We start from the raw sequence: 15,339 nt of genomic DNA on the forward strand, positions 1-15,339 counted from the left end.
AAAGTAAGTAAAGTGTGGTGAATTTTTATTGAAGCAAATTTATACATATTGTGATGAAAGCGGAGCGTCGCAGGTGCTTGAATTTTTGAAACATTCCGATGACAAGGTAAAAAAGAAATTCAAGTATCAGCTTAGTATGCTTGTAATGGAGAACAAAATACTTCGAGAGCCTCATGTAAAGCATTTTATCATAGAGCGTTACAGACAGTTTTATGAGTTTCGGATAAAGGTATCAAAAAAAATTGTGCGTATCATATTCTGTGAGAGGGACGATAATATCGTACTTCTTCACGCTTTTTACAAGCACGATAAGCGCGACACCGAAAAGGCTCTTGAAAATGCCCTGAAGGTATATGAAAGTCTGGAAAGCGACAGCCTGCTCCCGTTTCAGTATCTTAAAGAGGTGATGCTAGGATGATTAGTATCATAAGCGCGTTTGGAGGTCAGCATATTCAGGACGCACTGTATAAGGATATGCAAGGTCAGAATATGGTTTTTTCGTTAGAGGATTGCAGTAATGGTATCTCGCTGATTATGGCGGTTGAACAACACCCTGATGTTGACGTTATTGTAATCGGGCATACAGTGGTTAAGGATATAGAAACATATCTTTCACAAATACGGGAAATTACAAAGACAGCGCGTATTGTACTGCTCTTGAATGGCAAAAGACATCAGTATATACAAGAGCAGTATGAGGGATATAACCGACGATATAATGTTGAGGATATTATCTTTGAGGGTGACGGTATAGACAAATTAAAAATTCTGTCTATTATGAATAAGGGCAGGCTGACGGTTGAGCAGGAAATAAAAGAGGAAATACATGCTGAAAATCCGAGTCTGGCGGAAAAGCCTGTGGAGAAATCTAAAGAAAATTCCATCGAAAATCAGACGGGAAAATCTGATGTGGCTGAGTTTGATATAAAGCCGGAGGCAAAACCCAAAAGGGAAAAGCCTGAAAAACTCAAGAGAGAAAAGCCTAAGCGAGAAAAAACGCCTGTCATAGATATTAAGCCCAAAAAGAAAAAAGTATTACAGCATAAGTCAGCGGACAAATGCACAGTTATTTCTCTTTTTGGCACAACGCATGGCGCAGGCGTCACGAATATGACGGCGAGCCTTGCGGAATATCTGGTTATGAACGGTAAAAAGGTAATAGCCTTTAATCTTTCCGGCGGCGATGAGTTCAGGTATATAAACGGACAGGCGCAGTACAGAGATGTAAAATCATTTGACATATCTGAATTTGAAAAGGACTATGACGTTATTCTCATTGACCTTGGAACGCCATATAGAATAAGCAGCGGAGGAAAATATAACGGTTTTTCGGACGGGTATGATTACAGGAATATAGAATTTCTGAAAAAATCGTCCTTGCAGATTGTAATGTCGCTGTCGGACGCTTGGCATATAAAGAAATGCGAATACTTTTTAACAGATGAACAGTGGGCGGGGCAAATATCAAATTCATATATATTTCTGTTTGATACCGAGCCGCCTAAGTCATTGCAGAAATACGCGGTCAATATGTTTGACCGTAACAGTCAGAGCTTTGCAGAGGAAATTGCAAGGCTTTTTTTGACGGAATAAAAAATATAGTAGGAGTGATAAGATTTGAAAAAGTTATTGGAAAATAAGCTTGTAGTCGGCGGTGTGTGCATTGTCATAGCCGCTATTCTTGCGTTTCTGGTCTTACCGGGAATGTATAAGCAAAAGGAAAAGACGATATATATTTGCCGATTGCAGGCGGATATTACAGCAGGGACAAAGATTGAGGCACAAATGCTTAAACAAGTAGAGGTAGGCAGCTACGGTTTGCCTGAGTCGGTTGTCAAAAATCCCGATGAGCTTGTAGGCAAGTATGCAAAGGTAAGTATGACAACAGACGATTACTTGTACGCTTCAAAGTTTGCAGATTTCGTATCTGATGAACGCTTTGATAAGGCGGTATCAGAGGGAAAGCGCCTTATTGCCGTGAGTGTGCCGAGCAATGCCGCAAGTGTGGCAAATCAGCTAAAGGCAGGCGATAAGGTAACAGTTGCGTATTATGCTGATGATACGGTTATTATTGACGATACACTCAAAGGTATAGAGATTTACAGCGTGGAAAATGAGGACGCTCAAAATCTGGAGAATGTACAGGGGAGTGAGGATAAAGAGGACACAATCGCCGCTAACGTAACGCTTATAGCAACAGAAGAACAGGCGGCGAAGCTTATCAATGCCGAGTATTCGGGTAAGCTTCACATCATACTTGAAAGCAGAGGTGTGGCATAATGAACGCAAAAGTTATAGCGGTCTGGGGCGCGAACGGAAGCGGCAAGACCACAACAGCGGTTAATCTTGCGTTTTCGCTTTCACAGCGTAATTTCACGGTGGGACTCATTTCTTCAAATATATATTACGGAGAAATGCAGATGCTTTGCGGCTGTAATGTCCCTGACGACAGAGGAATATATCACGCGCTTATGGGCGGCGAAACAAAGAATATGCTTGTGCAGGCAGGAAAAACATCAGTATTTGTGCTGTCTGTTCCCGATAAGTTTGATGCTATGCAGCTTACTACCGTATCCGCAAAAAGCGTTAAGGATATGCTTGATGACGCGAATATGCGCTTTGATTATTTAGTTATTGACGGAAATACTGACTTAAATAATCCCATATCAAGCATAGGAATGACGGAGGCTGACAAGCTTCTTGTTGTTCACCGTCCGTCTGTAAAGGATTGTTTGTGGCATGACAGTATGAGAAATGTGTTTGATTTGCTTAATCTGTCATACAAGACAGCGCATATCTTAAACGCTCACGATAAGTCGTGCGATTTATCCGCGTATAAGTCAAGCATCGGTCTGACCTTTGACTTTGAGCTTGGATATGTGGAAAACGCAAATATCTATGCTAATACGGGACAGGCTATTGTATTCCACGATTTGAAGCAGGAACGTGAGTACATATCAGGCATGAAAGCGTTGACAAGCTCGGTAATATTGGGAGGGGGACAGTAATATGGACGTATTCAACATAAATGATTTAATATACAAGGTAAATATCAATACGACTTCTGACACTTCCAATCAACAGACTATGGAATATAAGGACGTGCTGGATAAGATACGGCATATCATATCCAAAAATCACTCGGCGGAGCTTATAGACGTTATATACTCACCGTCGGCAGGCGATAAGCTGAAAAATCTCATAATCCGTTATCTTAATCAGAATAAGATGTCGGTAGAGGAATGTAAAAACATTTCTATGCTTGCAGACAGGATATACGAGGACATGGCGGGCTTCGGTATTTTAACAAAATATCTTCAGAACGAGGAAGTAGAAGAGGTTAATATCAATGCTTGGAATTGTATCGAGGTTATCTATCCCGACAGAGTGGAATTGCTGGAGGAAACCTTTGTTTCGCCGGACGATTGTATGGATAAAATCAAGAAAATGGTATGGCTCGGCGGCTCTATCATTGACGGTTCCAATCCGAAAGTAGACAGCTATATAGGTGAGGGTGTAAGAATATCGGCGCTCATTCCGCCGTGTGTCGATAGTAAAACGGGCGGAGTGGCGTCTATAAGGCGGCAAAAGGAAAATGTCATAACACGCAGGCTGATGATTGAGTATGGCAGCGCAACACCGGAGGAGTTGGAGTTCTTGCCCGTGTGTATCAATAACGGTGTGTCGCTGGCGATTGCAGGAAGTACGGGCAGCGGTAAAACGACAGACCTTGCATATTTGATTTCGTGTCTGGACAAGAAAAAGAGAATATATACGATTGAGGATACAAGGGAACTGAATATAGCTCAGTATGAGAATGGAAGAATGACAAACAGAGTTGTTCAGACGCTCACAAAGGATGCGCCGAATCCGATTACAATGGACGATTTGTTAAAGGAAGCGTTAAGATTTCACCCGTATGCGATTATTCCCGCAGAAATGCGCGGCGCAGAAGCTATGACAGCGATTGAAGCAGGCAGAACAGGTCATGTTATCATATCCACGCTTCACGCTAATTCAGCGGTAGACGCGTATAACCGTATTCTTTCAATGTGTGTTGCAACGGGACTTCAATTATCGGAGAATAAAATCCTCGAGTTTATTCTGGAGGCTATTCCGATTGTTCTCTTTAAAAGACAGCTACCTGACGGGCGGCGTGTATATGATGAAATTTTTGAGGGTACAGGGATAAAGGGCGGTAAGGTCATCGGAAATACCCTGTATAAGTACGAGATTGAGAAAAATATATACGGAACTGACGGACAGATTGAAAAAGTAATCGGTCATCATAAGAAGGTCAGCAAGATGTCCGATGAGCTTTTGCACCGCTTACGCTATGGCGGCGCAAGCGAGGACGCTATAAAACAATTTATGTAATGGGAGGTTTTTGAGATTGCAAAATATAATATTGATTATGATATTCGCGCTCCTACTTACGGGCACATTTTTATTTACCGGAATAAATCCGTTTAGAAGGAAGTCATATATTTCACTGTCTAAGCAGGTACAGGAGGAGAAATTCCGTAATGTTGACGAGCGGTTCAGCAGGCTGACATTAAAAGACCAAATTATTACAACGGTACAGAATACGGTAGCAATGGGAGGCAGTAATATGAAGATATTTGCCGCTATGCTTGCCGTATTCTGTGCGGCAGGGATAGGTATGGGAAAAATGCTTTTTACCGATACGGGACTCGCCTTAGTAACAGGGCTTGCTTTAATTCCCGTCCCTTACATATTCCTTAAAGTCAAGTCAAGATGGTATAAGCGTAATCAGGATGAGCTTCTTGAAAATACGCTGAGCCTTATAACTAACAGCTATATAAGCTGTAACGATATTATAAAGGCAGTAAATGAAAACCTGTCAAAGCTTGATGTTCAAAGACCGTTTGCTGAATTTATAACGGACGTAACGCTTATAGACAGTAATATCCGGCGCGGCTTGCGTCGTCTGGAACTGAAGCTCAACAACAAATACTTTTCGGAATGGATTGATATTCTGGTGTTATCGCAGGAAAAGTCGGGTGATATGAGGTTTATTCTTCCCGCTGTCATTGACGGTATGAATGACGCAAAGAAATTACAGATAGAGGCTGATACCGTAATGATGAATGTATGGAAGGAATACTTTATGTCTATCATCTTGGCATTTTCTATAATACCAATACTACGCTTTTCAAATGCTGAATGGTTTAATATTCTTATAAACACGTTTGTCGGAAAGCTGCTTATAGTTCTTATGCTTATATTAACAATAATATCAGCATTTTTGACGTTAAGAATAAACAAACCGCTGTAATGGAAAGGAGAATTTGATATGACAATAATAATAATCTTTATTTTAATTTCAGCGGGGATATTCAGCATTTTAAGCAGTGTGCTGAAGCTTCCGCCATACAGCGCCACGCAAAGGCTCAGAGGTGTTGCAGGTAAGACCAAAATGACGGAAACGCTCAATCAGCGTTTGCTTCTACCCGTCATGAAGCTTGTCGCTCCGTTTATCCGTCTTGATGATTTCAAGGAACGGAGAATGAAAATAAAGCTGGAGCGTGCAGGGATTATCTTTACACCGAAAGAATATTACGCTCGTGCTGTCGTAATGGCGGCGGGTACAGCTATTATAGGTACATTGGCAGCAGTTGCTATAATGCCGTCAATGGCTGTAGTGGTATGTATCTTAGCAGTAATAGTGTATTTTCACTTTTTCGGAGAGGTCAATGACCGCTTAAAGGAAAAAGATGAGCTTATAGAAAGCGAGCTGCCTAAGTTTATACGCGCTATTGTGCAGGGACTTAAAACAGAAAAAGACGTTATAAAGCTGTTGGAAAGCTACAGTACAATAGCAGGAAAAGGACTTCAATATGATATTGAGGTGCTTGTTCTTGATTTGAAATCAGGAAATTTTGAAAATGCCATGTTGGATTTTGACAAACGTGTGGGCAATGCCTATATGTCACGACTAACCAAAGCGCTTATAGCAGTAAACAGAGGTGATAATCAGGAGGCGGCGCTCAATCACTTGTTATCCGATATGTCGCTATTATCGCATGAAACAATGCAAAGAGAGTTAAATAAACGTCCGGGCAGAGTTAAGATGATGGTTATTCCTATCGTAGTTATCGGTATATTTACGCTGTTCTATGTAGTGGGAGTAAACCTCTTTAATTCTTTGGGCGGAATAATGTAAAAGAAAGGATTTGACAGAATGAATAAATTACTTGTAAAAACAAAGCTTGCAAAGGATAAGTTTATGAGAAATGCAAAGCGCGTTATTAAGAATACCGAAGGCGACCAGATTACGGGCTGGCTTATCGTTATACTTATTGTTGTTGTAGTCGGCGCGTTCTTCATGAAAAACTATCAGGACGCAATCGTGGAGGTCTGGGACGGAGTAATCGCTAAGATTAAATCGGCGTTCGGTATATAAAGCAATGAAAAAAGAAATACAGAAGAAAAGCAGGCGTTTGTCTGCTTTTCTTAAAGTAAAGAAAAAAGGCAGCGCGTATTATGAGCTTATCATCAAAACGCTTGTATTCATCACGCTGATTGCTACGGCTGTTTCATTTTTCAGTATATTTACCGTATATCTGAATTTGAATTATACCTGCAGACGCGTGGTGCGTGAGATAGAAATATCGGGACAGGTAACGTCAAATACAAATGCCTTGTTTGCTACGCTGAAAAATAACACGAACATAGGCGCGGGCGCGAATATGTCTGTAAGCGCAAGCTATTTCAATGCGGCTCAGAAAAAGATACAGCTACGCAACACGTTTGATGTGACTTGCACAACAAGCTATCGTTTTGACGTGTTTACTCCATTGGGACGCGATCCGATAGGCTTTACTATTCCAATGAAGGTCAGAATGACAGGAATGAGTGAGAAGTTTTGGAAATGATATATATTACATACATAGTTACATTCATAATTCTTGTATTCTATTCGGTATTGGATATTAAGTACAGGGAAATTCCCGCGTGGCTTTTGTATGCAGGGACAGTGGTTGTATTTGCTCTTGGTATTGCATCAAGAGTTATTATACAAGCGGATATTATCGGATATGTAATCATATCATCGGCAATCTACGGCGTTATATGTTTAATGGTAAAAATATTAAAGAAATGGGTGGGAGAAGCCGACTTTGATGTAATATTTGTGATATATCTTGCAATAGGCGCACGGAATATGTGTTTATTCTCATTTTCAATGTTTGTGCTTAGCGGAGTAATGTATGCGTGGCTTGCTGTGCGAAAATCTGACAGGGACAGGCGCCTGCCGCTTATCCCTGTTTTGACAGCCGCGTATGTAATGACTATAATCTTGGGAGGCGGTGTGTATTGATAAAATTAAAAGAAAAGCTTGCAAAAAAGAAAAAGGGCAGCGGTCTATTATTGGTTATGATACTTGTATTCTTTATGATAACCTTTATAGTAACGGTTGGCGAGTTTTACAGAGTTCATATTATGCAGCAGGAAATAGAAATGCACCTGCAAAGGACGGTAAACTGTGCTGTTGAGTATGCGATGGGCGATTCGTACAGACAGGATAAGATAGTAAATCTTAATGTCGGACTTGCAAAAAACAAGTTCTATAAATTTCTCGGCGATGATATGGGCTTAGACAGCTATAACCGAAAATATAGAGATGGGAAGTTTATATACAGGCTGAATTTCACCAGTGTAAACGGAACGAGCAATCCGGCAGTATTCACTGTGAAAGGGTACGCGACTGCAAGGAGTTTATTCTCATTTTTAATCGGAGAAATTGAGATACCATTCAATATATCTTCAACGAATTTTCGTATGGATTAAAACTGATTAAATTTTCGCATATCACCACTTTCGCAAGCTTGAAGTACCTGTGTACGACTGCGCCCGCTCACGCGGCAATCTGCAAAAATTTCTTTCAGTTTAAAAAATACGGAAGAACAAATTTAAAAAAAGTTTTGTACTAAAAATGCCGAAAAACCGCATAGGTATGCGATTTCATTTTTACGGAAGTACATTTTTGTAAATAGTTCTTGACATTGGTACTCAGTGCTGATATAAATAGAATACAAGCTTGTAACACTTATATTAAAAACGATTTGAAAAGGAGGAAAAGACAATGAAAAGGATTTTAACTTTATTGCTGACAATGATGATGCTTGCGATTTTAAGCACAAGCTATGCGGTGGCAGAAGAAACACCTGATATTACGGTAACGCTTGACGGAAATAAAATTGATTTCCCAGACGCAAAGCCGTATCTGTATAAAGACAGAACGCTTGTTCCTATACGCTTTATTAGTGAGGCTATGGGCGCTGATGTATCTTGGAACAGCGGAGAACAGGAAGTAACTATTGTAAAGGGTAAGGATACGATAATTACTCATATATTATCATCAAGGGCGACACTGAACGGTGTGTTATATACATTTGATGTGCCTGCAATGATAAAAGCAGACAGAACATTTGTACCGCTGAGGTTTGTTGCGGAAATGCTGAATTGTGATGTGGATTGGGACGAGAATACATATACTGTAACGATAACATCTCCGCTCGAACCTGTGGCATTTCCCGAACCCGAACTGACAGTACATTTTCCTGAAAATCCATACGAGGGTAAGTTGTTTTGGATAACGATGGATAATGTCAGAGATTATTCGGATTGTGATAATTACCAATTTAAGATTGATTTCATTACTCCGTCAGAGTTTAATATTTATGACGAAGATATGGGTGCAATACTTGGCTGGGAAACGCATAATCGTAATCAGTGGAGAAATGCAAAAAAGAATGGTGATGAAATATTTAGTGTAAGCGCAGAATACTATACCACAAGGGAAAACAAGACAACGTTTGAATTAAAGGACGGAATGCCTATGGAGTTTACATTAAGCGTTAAGCGTTTATGCAGCGGAGAGGTAAAGGAATATCACTATACGGAAACCTTTAAGTATCCGTATCCCGCAAAGGATTAAGGAGGTTTGATAAATGAATATACGAAAAGCTTTAACGGCTGTCGCAATGACAGCCGTTTTTCTATGCTCAAATATTGCAGTAAATGCAGATTACAGTGATGAATATGCAGATAAAGATTATCGCCATCAATCTGTATATAATTTATATGGCGAAGCTGTAAAAAAGCCAATAGCAAAGTTCCGTATTATCCGTATGCGAGACGGAGAGATAAAGGATATGCTTGAAAGCTATTCGGATAATGATTTGAGTACCGAGTTTCCTGCTATGCAGTGCTATGTGGGCGATACCATAGTATTTGAGGATTTAAGTGATCCAATGGACGGAAATGCTATCAAGGTTTGGGATTTTCAATACTACGGAGCTTTGGGCGACAGTTATCACGAGTATAATTACAATATACTTAATTCATCAAAGTTTGAATTAACCGAGCCGGGCGAAACAGCGTTTTTTCTATGCGTTAAAAGTGATGTTCCAACACAGGTAGGCTCGCTTGACCCTTGGTCCGACAACGGAAATCATCAGTCAATAGGCATAAACAGATGGTTCCCACAGGGAATGTATTGGTATTTTGCCACTGCAAGAGTAATTGTAAGCGCGTCACCTGAAGCAAAGGTGAATGTGAAGTATTGGGATGTTCCGCATAACAAAGTATTTTATGAAGAACAGCGCAGTTTGGGCGAAATGATAGGAGACCAGACGGTAAAGACCAATATCCATATCACTGATTGGGAGGGCTACGAATACAGCGGCTGGAATGTTCGACCTGAAGGACAGGATATTCAGTATTCGGGTACAGAGCGTGACGTCGGAATAGAGCTTGCTCCGTGGATGCCTGTTAAGGACTTGAACATTGAATACTATCCATATATTGATACCGAGCTTAGAGTTCGGTATTGGGACAGTGAAGCGGGACGCATTATGAGTGAGGAAACAATACCGGGTGAGCAGGTAGTGCGAGATAAGAAAACCACAATTACATATACTCCGCAGGATATTGAAGGGTATGACTATGGAGGCTGGAGCATACAGTTGCCGGATAGCAGTATTCCTGAAACGGGAGATAAAAAGCCTGTTTTAGTTGAGTTTGACGGTGCTAATCCGATAAAATATCTAAACATAAAGTGCTATCCTAAAGACGGTATTAAGCCACCGCCATCAACGGGCGGCACTGGCGGCGGAAGTGATATTATAAAGCCATCGGGAGTATGCGACGGTGAGATTGAATGGACGGAAACAGATTCGCATAGAGTCCGATACGGAAGTTACAGTGACGGTACTCCGAAATACAGGACGTGTTATCATACCTTTACATACAGGACAACTTTAAGTGCTGATGCAACGGTTACTCCGTCAACCTTTAAATCGGGCTACGGTTTTGAAACAAAGGTCAATTACAGTATAAAGACAAAGCTTATTGACAATGACGGTGATTATTGTTCAAGCTGGGGCAACAGCAGAAGCACCACGAGTAAAGTCAAAGACCCGACAAAGGCTACGGTATATATTCCGTGGAATGTGATAAACAGGCTTGGCACACAGTCAAAATCAATCGCTATGGAGAAAAGCGGAAAGGGCTTTCAGTTGCCGAAAAGTCCCATATCAGAAGCAGGCGCAAGAAAGATATATACAGATGTTGCGCTTGCAGGGACAAAGGAAGAGCCTGCAAGCCATAGCTTTGATATATATATTTCGGGCGGCGGTGTCGGCAATATAGAGTTCTGTAAGAAGTTATCCAAGACTATTACCATAAACGGCGATATGTATGAGGATGATTTTTCATCAATGAGTTAATGCTATTTACTATATTACTTTTGTATGCGGCATATACGGATTATACAAGACGCGAGATACCCAATAGCGTAATACTCAGTATGTATGCCTTATCGGTATTCAGTAATGCGTCTGTATTTGACAAGGTAACGGGATTGTTTCTCTTAACACTCCCGCTTTTTTTTGTTGCCTTGAAATATGACGGTATGAAGGGAGGTGATGTCAAATTCCTTTCGGCAGCCGGAGCGTATCTCGGACTTTATGAGCTTTCTTTAGTTCTTATCCCTACGACTGTAACGGCGGTTTTGTATGGATACATTAAGTCTGAGAAAAGCGTTCCGCTTGCCTTTGTATTCTGTATAGGGTACATCATTAAAGCCGTAATATTTTTGAAGGGAGGTTAGCGGATGAATAAAAAACTTAAAAGAATACTGAAAAACACCGTTCCGCTTGTCATCTACCTTGTCTTTTGCTTTGCCGTAAACGCATACGCGGAGGATATGTGGGAGGTCGCAAACCGCATTATTGTTGACGTATATAACAAGATTGCGGGTATCAGTACGGTTTTAGCCGCGCTTATGACGACGATATGTGTTGTCGGCATGAAGCTGTCTAATAATCAGCAGAAGGTAGACCAAAGTGTGGACTGGCTCAAACGTATCTGGATCGCGTGGGCGATTATCAATGGTATAGGCGCATTTTTAGCGTATGTCAGACCTCTTTTGGCAGGCTTGGCAACGATACAGTAAGTCAGTAGAAATAACTAAGGAAAGGAGTGATGCCATTGCTGGAACCAATAATGAAAGGCTTGATTGAATGGATATACGAAATGGTAGTCAGCATTATGGAATATGCGGCAAAGGAATTAGTCGGTGTTATGAGTATGGATATGTCATACTTTGAAAAAACTGCTCCCGTCATAAAGGATATTACAAATATTATTCTTGCACTCGGCTGGGGACTTTTAATAGCAAATATGGTGTTCCAGTCCTTAAAGGTTATGATGTCCGGCGCAGGCTTTGAGAGTGAAGACCCGAAGCACATATTTTGCAGAACATTCGTGTTTTCATTCCTATTGCTTGCGTCAAGACAGATTTGTAATATGGCTATGGGGATAACGGGTAAGGTTATCGAGCTTTTACAGATACCGCCCGAATTAAGCCTCGCCATACCCGACCAGAGTATGTTCAGTATCGGTTCGGGCGCAAAATGGCTGATAGTGATTGTGGTAGGCTTTATCCTCATATTTCAATATATTAAGTTGTTGTTTGAGATTGGAGAGAGGTATGTTGTAACATCTGTTTTGACTTTCTTTGCCCCGCTTGCGTTTGCAATGGGCGGAAGCAAGAATACAAACGATATTTTTCGTGGCTGGTGCAGGATGTACGGCTCTATGATGGTAATGATGATTATGAATATAGTGTTCTTGAAGCTGATATTGTCCGCAATGGATAATGTAACAAGCGGAAGTGTCCTTATATGGCTTGTCTTTGTCATAGCTTTAACAAGAGTGGCGCGGAAAATTGACAGCCATATCGGCAAAATCGGACTAAACCCTGCTCAAACAGGTAATGCAATGGGAAGCAGACTTCCGGGTATGATGACAATGGTAGCAGTTCGCACTATGGCGTCAACTATCGGCAGAAATATATCCGCGAACAGGGATACGGGCGCACGCTCATCAGGCGGACAAAGGCACAAATCATACGGACGGCATAACAGGAGCGGTGCAGGCAACAGCGGCAGTCATACAAATACCGAGCGTACAGCGGCGTCAATCGCAGGACGTACAGGCGGTTCTTCGTCAACAGTGAATATGTCAGCAGACGGAAACAGTACACCAACTCAACAACCGATAAATAAGTCGCAAACAAATCAGAATAATCAGTCCGCATTTAACCAGAACGCTCAGAACAAAGAAAAACCGCATAGATACGGTAAATACGGTCTTTCAACCTTTGAAACGGACGAAAGATATAACGAGTTCCCGAACGGTAATCCGGCGGTACACGCGGCAAGGTACGGAAAACCGAATCCGGCAGGCGATAAGAGCAGGGAAACATCAAGTCATACAAGTGATTTTAATGCGGAAAAGAGCGGTATGTCAGGTGCAGGGACAAAGAACAGACCGCCGATTGCAAGAAATCCCGCAATCGGTGTAAACGGAGGCGGAGTACATAACATCGGCGGTGTAAATACAGAGCGCAGTTCAAGCTCCGTCGTCGGCGTAACACAGGTACAGCAATCAACAGAAAGTCCGCAGACCAATATATCACAAGGCGGCGGTACGGACAGAAGCAGAAGCACATCGCATAACACAGAGAATATCCAAAACGGCGGTCAGACGGTAAATAACGCAGGAGGTCAGTCAAGTTCTGTTGTAAATACGCAGAAAAACAGCATGACAGGCGGTGTTAATAACAATTCGCATACCGATAATGTAAACCGTCAGCAGACAGTTAATAATCACAGGCAGATAAATCACGAATACAAAAACGGCAGATATAACCCTGCCGCTGTAAACAAGAAGCAGGACAGAACACTGTACCATAAGCAGACGACGATAAAGAAAATTGACTCTACCAATGAAATGAGATTACGGAAGAAACGGGGCGGTGATAATGGCAGAAAAACAAAATAACGCGGTAGCGACAGCGGGTAACATTGCTCATAAGCTTCACGGGACAGCGCAGATTGTGCGCGGTGCGGTTACAGCGGATTTCTTGGCAGTAGCAAGCGGAGCTACAAAGGTACTATCACCTAAAGTTATAGCAGGGATTATAGCGGCAATAATGCTCATAGTTATGATTCCGATATTGGTTATCTTTTCACTTCCGCAGGTGCTTTTTAATTGGGGAAGTCTGAAAGATACCGAGCTTATGGCAAGACACGAACACGCAAATTATCTTATGTCCTGTTATGATGATACCGATTTGAGCGAGGAGGACAAACTCTGGCTTATATCCATTGACGCTGTAAATAATAAGCAGGATATAATGAAAATGTCGCAAAGCTCTATTTCATCTGATAAAATGCAGGGCAAAACTCCAGACGAAGTAATGAACGAGTATGGCTTTGACGATGACCAAAAGAATTGGGTAACGCTTATGGTAAATACCATAAGACAGGCAAAGGCAAGCAATAACCCTGATTTGCCTATAATAGCAGGCGGCACGAATAACGGAATACCGTCGGAGGCATATAATGACGCCACCTTTGCGAAGCTTATAAATGAAGCGGAGAAATATCTCGGCTATCCGTATGTATTCGGCGGCTCATCACCGTCAACAAGCTTTGACTGTTCAGGCTTTGTCTGCTGGGTATATACGCACAGCGGAGTACATAACCTGCCGAGAACGACAGCGCAGGGGATATATAACCAGTGTACGAGGGTATCGGCAAGCGAAGCAAAGCCGGGAGATTTGGTGTTTTTTCAGGGAACGTACAATGCGGGCGAAACGGTAACGCATATCGGAATATATGTAGGGCAAAATCGAATGTTGCATTGCGGCTCGCCTATTCAGTACACATCAATAGACACAAGCTATTGGCGCAGTCATTTTTATAGTTACGGGCGCCTTTAATTTAATGAAGGGAGGAAACAATATTGAACGATTTTTTAATTCCCGCTAATTTTGAGGACAGCGGCAAGATAATGGGCTTTTTTTCTACGCGAAATGTAGTGGAAGCGGTTATACTCGCGCTTCCCTTTGCCTTTATTGTCTTTAAGCTATGTCCCGTGGGACTTACATGGAAGATTATATTATCGTCCGTGTTCGTTATACCGATAGGCGGGCTTGCGCTTATGGGGATACGCGACGATCCGCTGAGTATATTTGTCCGTACTTGGTGGCAATGGCGGAAAAACAGAAAAATATTAGAGTATAGGGGTGAGGTTACTTGAAGCTAAAAGATATATTTTCAAAGGACCGGTCGCAGGAAATTGAATACTACGAGGGCAGCACGCAGAAGTGGCTGCCTGTAAAGGAATTTAAAGACGGTGTTATCGTAATGAAGGACGGGCGGTATGTCAAGGTGATAGAGGTTTTGCCTGTTAATTTCTATTTAAAATCGGAAACGGAGCAGCAGAATATAATCTACTACTACGCAAGCTATTTAAAGATTGCACCCGATAATATGCAGATACGGGTGCTGACGCAGAAAGCGGACATATCAACATACCTTGAACGTCTGGGCGGTTTTCTGGAAACGGAAAACAATGATGAGTGCAGGAATATGATAGCCGATGAAATGAGCTTTGTTGAGCAGTTGTCATATAACGTGGCGGTTAAAAAGCGGTTCTTCATAGCATTTGACTTCACACCGAAGGGCTTTGACAAGGCATATACTTTCGAGGACGCAAAACGCTATCTGGAGGATGAGGAGTACAAGGCAAGACGATATTTGGCGCAATGCGGTATGGAAGTTTTAGAGGTATCGGATAACGCATTTTTAACAGACTTATTCTTTGCAATGATAAACAAATACACAGCAAAATCCATGAAGCCGGGACAAATCGGCGGTATGTATGACGAGGTGCATACAATGGACACGAATACATTTTAATCTCTCTTGACTGAGGGATTTTTTTAATTAAATACAACGA

At 41.6% G+C, this 15,339-nt stretch carries 18 protein-coding genes and 1 pseudogene; all 19 read left to right on the forward strand.

The annotated features are described in order from the left end of the window. The first annotated feature begins 28 nt into the window (after positions 1-28). The 19 genes and pseudogenes from LKE05_RS11230 to LKE05_RS11320 all read left to right on the forward strand — a co-directional run bounded on the left by LKE05_RS11230 (position 29) and on the right by LKE05_RS11320 (position 15,299). Entirely contained in the window at positions 29-418 is a 390-nt protein-coding gene (locus LKE05_RS11230; RefSeq protein ID WP_308456926.1) for a type II toxin-antitoxin system RelE/ParE family toxin, read from the forward strand. Then, positions 415-1,593, forward strand: coding sequence for a hypothetical protein (locus tag LKE05_RS11235; protein ID WP_308456927.1), 1,179 nt, complete (start codon positions 415-417; stop codon positions 1,591-1,593). The genes LKE05_RS11230 and LKE05_RS11235 overlap by 4 nt, the downstream gene beginning before the upstream one ends. 24 nt (positions 1,594-1,617) lie before the next feature. After that, the gene (cpaB, locus tag LKE05_RS11240) at positions 1,618-2,280 is read left to right on the forward strand and encodes a Flp pilus assembly protein CpaB (protein WP_022230056.1); all 663 of its coding nucleotides are present in this window, start codon (positions 1,618-1,620) and stop codon (positions 2,278-2,280) included. After that, the gene (locus LKE05_RS11245) at positions 2,280-3,008 is read left to right on the forward strand and encodes an AAA family ATPase (protein WP_022230055.1); all 729 of its coding nucleotides are present in this window, start codon (positions 2,280-2,282) and stop codon (positions 3,006-3,008) included. The genes cpaB and LKE05_RS11245 overlap by 1 nt, the downstream gene beginning before the upstream one ends. A gap of 1 nt (position 3,009) precedes the next feature. Then, the gene (locus tag LKE05_RS11250) at positions 3,010-4,377 is read left to right on the forward strand and encodes an ATPase, T2SS/T4P/T4SS family (RefSeq protein WP_022230054.1); all 1,368 of its coding nucleotides are present in this window, start codon (positions 3,010-3,012) and stop codon (positions 4,375-4,377) included. A 16-nt stretch (positions 4,378-4,393) separates the two neighbouring features. Then, positions 4,394-5,299 (forward strand): hypothetical protein, encoded by a 906-nt coding sequence (locus LKE05_RS11255; protein ID WP_308456928.1) that lies wholly within the window; start codon positions 4,394-4,396, stop codon positions 5,297-5,299. An 18-nt stretch (positions 5,300-5,317) separates the two neighbouring features. Continuing rightward, positions 5,318-6,187, forward strand: a complete 870-nt coding sequence (locus LKE05_RS11260) for a hypothetical protein (RefSeq protein ID WP_022230052.1) — start codon at positions 5,318-5,320, stop codon at positions 6,185-6,187. A gap of 18 nt (positions 6,188-6,205) precedes the next feature. After that, positions 6,206-6,427, forward strand: coding sequence for a hypothetical protein (locus LKE05_RS11265; RefSeq protein WP_022230051.1), 222 nt, complete (start codon positions 6,206-6,208; stop codon positions 6,425-6,427). 4 nt (positions 6,428-6,431) lie between these two features. Further along, positions 6,432-6,899: a DUF4320 family protein gene (locus LKE05_RS11270; protein ID WP_022230050.1), complete on the forward strand. Its 468-nt coding sequence runs from the start codon at positions 6,432-6,434 to the stop codon at positions 6,897-6,899. Further along, positions 6,896-7,342 carry a prepilin peptidase gene (locus LKE05_RS11275; RefSeq protein ID WP_022230049.1) on the forward strand — a complete coding sequence of 149 codons (447 nt, stop codon included), beginning with the start codon at positions 6,896-6,898 and terminating at the stop codon, positions 7,340-7,342. Before LKE05_RS11270 ends, LKE05_RS11275 begins: the two co-directional genes overlap by 4 nt. Next, positions 7,339-7,812 (forward strand): hypothetical protein, encoded by a 474-nt coding sequence (locus tag LKE05_RS11280; protein ID WP_022230048.1) that lies wholly within the window; start codon positions 7,339-7,341, stop codon positions 7,810-7,812. Before LKE05_RS11275 ends, LKE05_RS11280 begins: the two co-directional genes overlap by 4 nt. Positions 7,813-8,107: 295 nt before the next feature. Beyond that, positions 8,108-8,962, forward strand: coding sequence for a copper amine oxidase N-terminal domain-containing protein (locus tag LKE05_RS11285; RefSeq protein ID WP_308456929.1), 855 nt, complete (start codon positions 8,108-8,110; stop codon positions 8,960-8,962). A gap of 13 nt (positions 8,963-8,975) precedes the next feature. After that, entirely contained in the window at positions 8,976-10,754 is a 1,779-nt protein-coding gene (locus LKE05_RS11290; protein ID WP_022230046.1) for a hypothetical protein, read from the forward strand. Then, a complete protein-coding gene (locus tag LKE05_RS11295) occupies positions 10,754-11,137 on the forward strand; it encodes an A24 family peptidase (RefSeq protein WP_022230045.1) in 384 nt (127 codons plus the stop codon). The genes LKE05_RS11290 and LKE05_RS11295 overlap by 1 nt, the downstream gene beginning before the upstream one ends. Before the next feature lie 3 nt (positions 11,138-11,140). Further along, complete coding sequence (locus tag LKE05_RS11300) at positions 11,141-11,482, forward strand: hypothetical protein (RefSeq protein ID WP_022230044.1); 342 nt, start codon at positions 11,141-11,143, stop codon at positions 11,480-11,482. A 35-nt stretch (positions 11,483-11,517) separates the two neighbouring features. Next, entirely contained in the window at positions 11,518-13,374 is a 1,857-nt protein-coding gene (locus LKE05_RS11305; protein WP_308456930.1) for a serine-rich family protein, read from the forward strand. A gap of 469 nt (positions 13,375-13,843) precedes the next feature. Further along, a pseudogene (locus tag LKE05_RS11310) lies at positions 13,844-14,317 on the forward strand (C40 family peptidase); the annotation flags it as partial. Positions 14,318-14,340: 23 nt separating this feature from the next. Continuing rightward, positions 14,341-14,637 (forward strand): hypothetical protein, encoded by a 297-nt coding sequence (locus LKE05_RS11315; RefSeq protein WP_022230041.1) that lies wholly within the window; start codon positions 14,341-14,343, stop codon positions 14,635-14,637. Then, entirely contained in the window at positions 14,634-15,299 is a 666-nt protein-coding gene (locus tag LKE05_RS11320; protein WP_022230040.1) for a TraC-like domain-containing protein, read from the forward strand. Before LKE05_RS11315 ends, LKE05_RS11320 begins: the two co-directional genes overlap by 4 nt. Positions 15,300-15,339 lie beyond the last annotated feature (40 nt).

It is taken from the genome of Hominilimicola fabiformis (assembly GCF_020687385.1).
GTDB lineage: Bacteria > Bacillota > Clostridia > UBA1381 > UBA1381 > Hominilimicola > Hominilimicola fabiformis.

Bases quoted from the DNA above. Each gene is read 5' to 3' on its own strand.
- LKE05_RS11285 (WP_308456929.1), top strand. From the start codon at position 8,108: ATGAAAAGGATTTTAACTTTATTGCTGACAATGATGATGCTTGCGATT.
- LKE05_RS11270 (WP_022230050.1), top strand. From the start codon at position 6,432: ATGAAAAAAGAAATACAGAAGAAAAGCAGGCGTTTGTCTGCTTTTCTT.
- LKE05_RS11260 (WP_022230052.1), top strand. From the start codon at position 5,318: ATGACAATAATAATAATCTTTATTTTAATTTCAGCGGGGATATTCAGC.
- LKE05_RS11265 (WP_022230051.1), top strand. From the start codon at position 6,206: ATGAATAAATTACTTGTAAAAACAAAGCTTGCAAAGGATAAGTTTATG.
- LKE05_RS11290 (WP_022230046.1), top strand. From the start codon at position 8,976: ATGAATATACGAAAAGCTTTAACGGCTGTCGCAATGACAGCCGTTTTT.
- LKE05_RS11235 (WP_308456927.1), top strand. From the start codon at position 415: ATGATTAGTATCATAAGCGCGTTTGGAGGTCAGCATATTCAGGACGCA.
- LKE05_RS11245 (WP_022230055.1), top strand. From the start codon at position 2,280: ATGAACGCAAAAGTTATAGCGGTCTGGGGCGCGAACGGAAGCGGCAAG.
- LKE05_RS11250 (WP_022230054.1), top strand. From the start codon at position 3,010: ATGGACGTATTCAACATAAATGATTTAATATACAAGGTAAATATCAAT.
- LKE05_RS11295 (WP_022230045.1), top strand. From the start codon at position 10,754: ATGCTATTTACTATATTACTTTTGTATGCGGCATATACGGATTATACA.
- LKE05_RS11300 (WP_022230044.1), top strand. From the start codon at position 11,141: ATGAATAAAAAACTTAAAAGAATACTGAAAAACACCGTTCCGCTTGTC.
- LKE05_RS11275 (WP_022230049.1), top strand. From the start codon at position 6,896: ATGATATATATTACATACATAGTTACATTCATAATTCTTGTATTCTAT.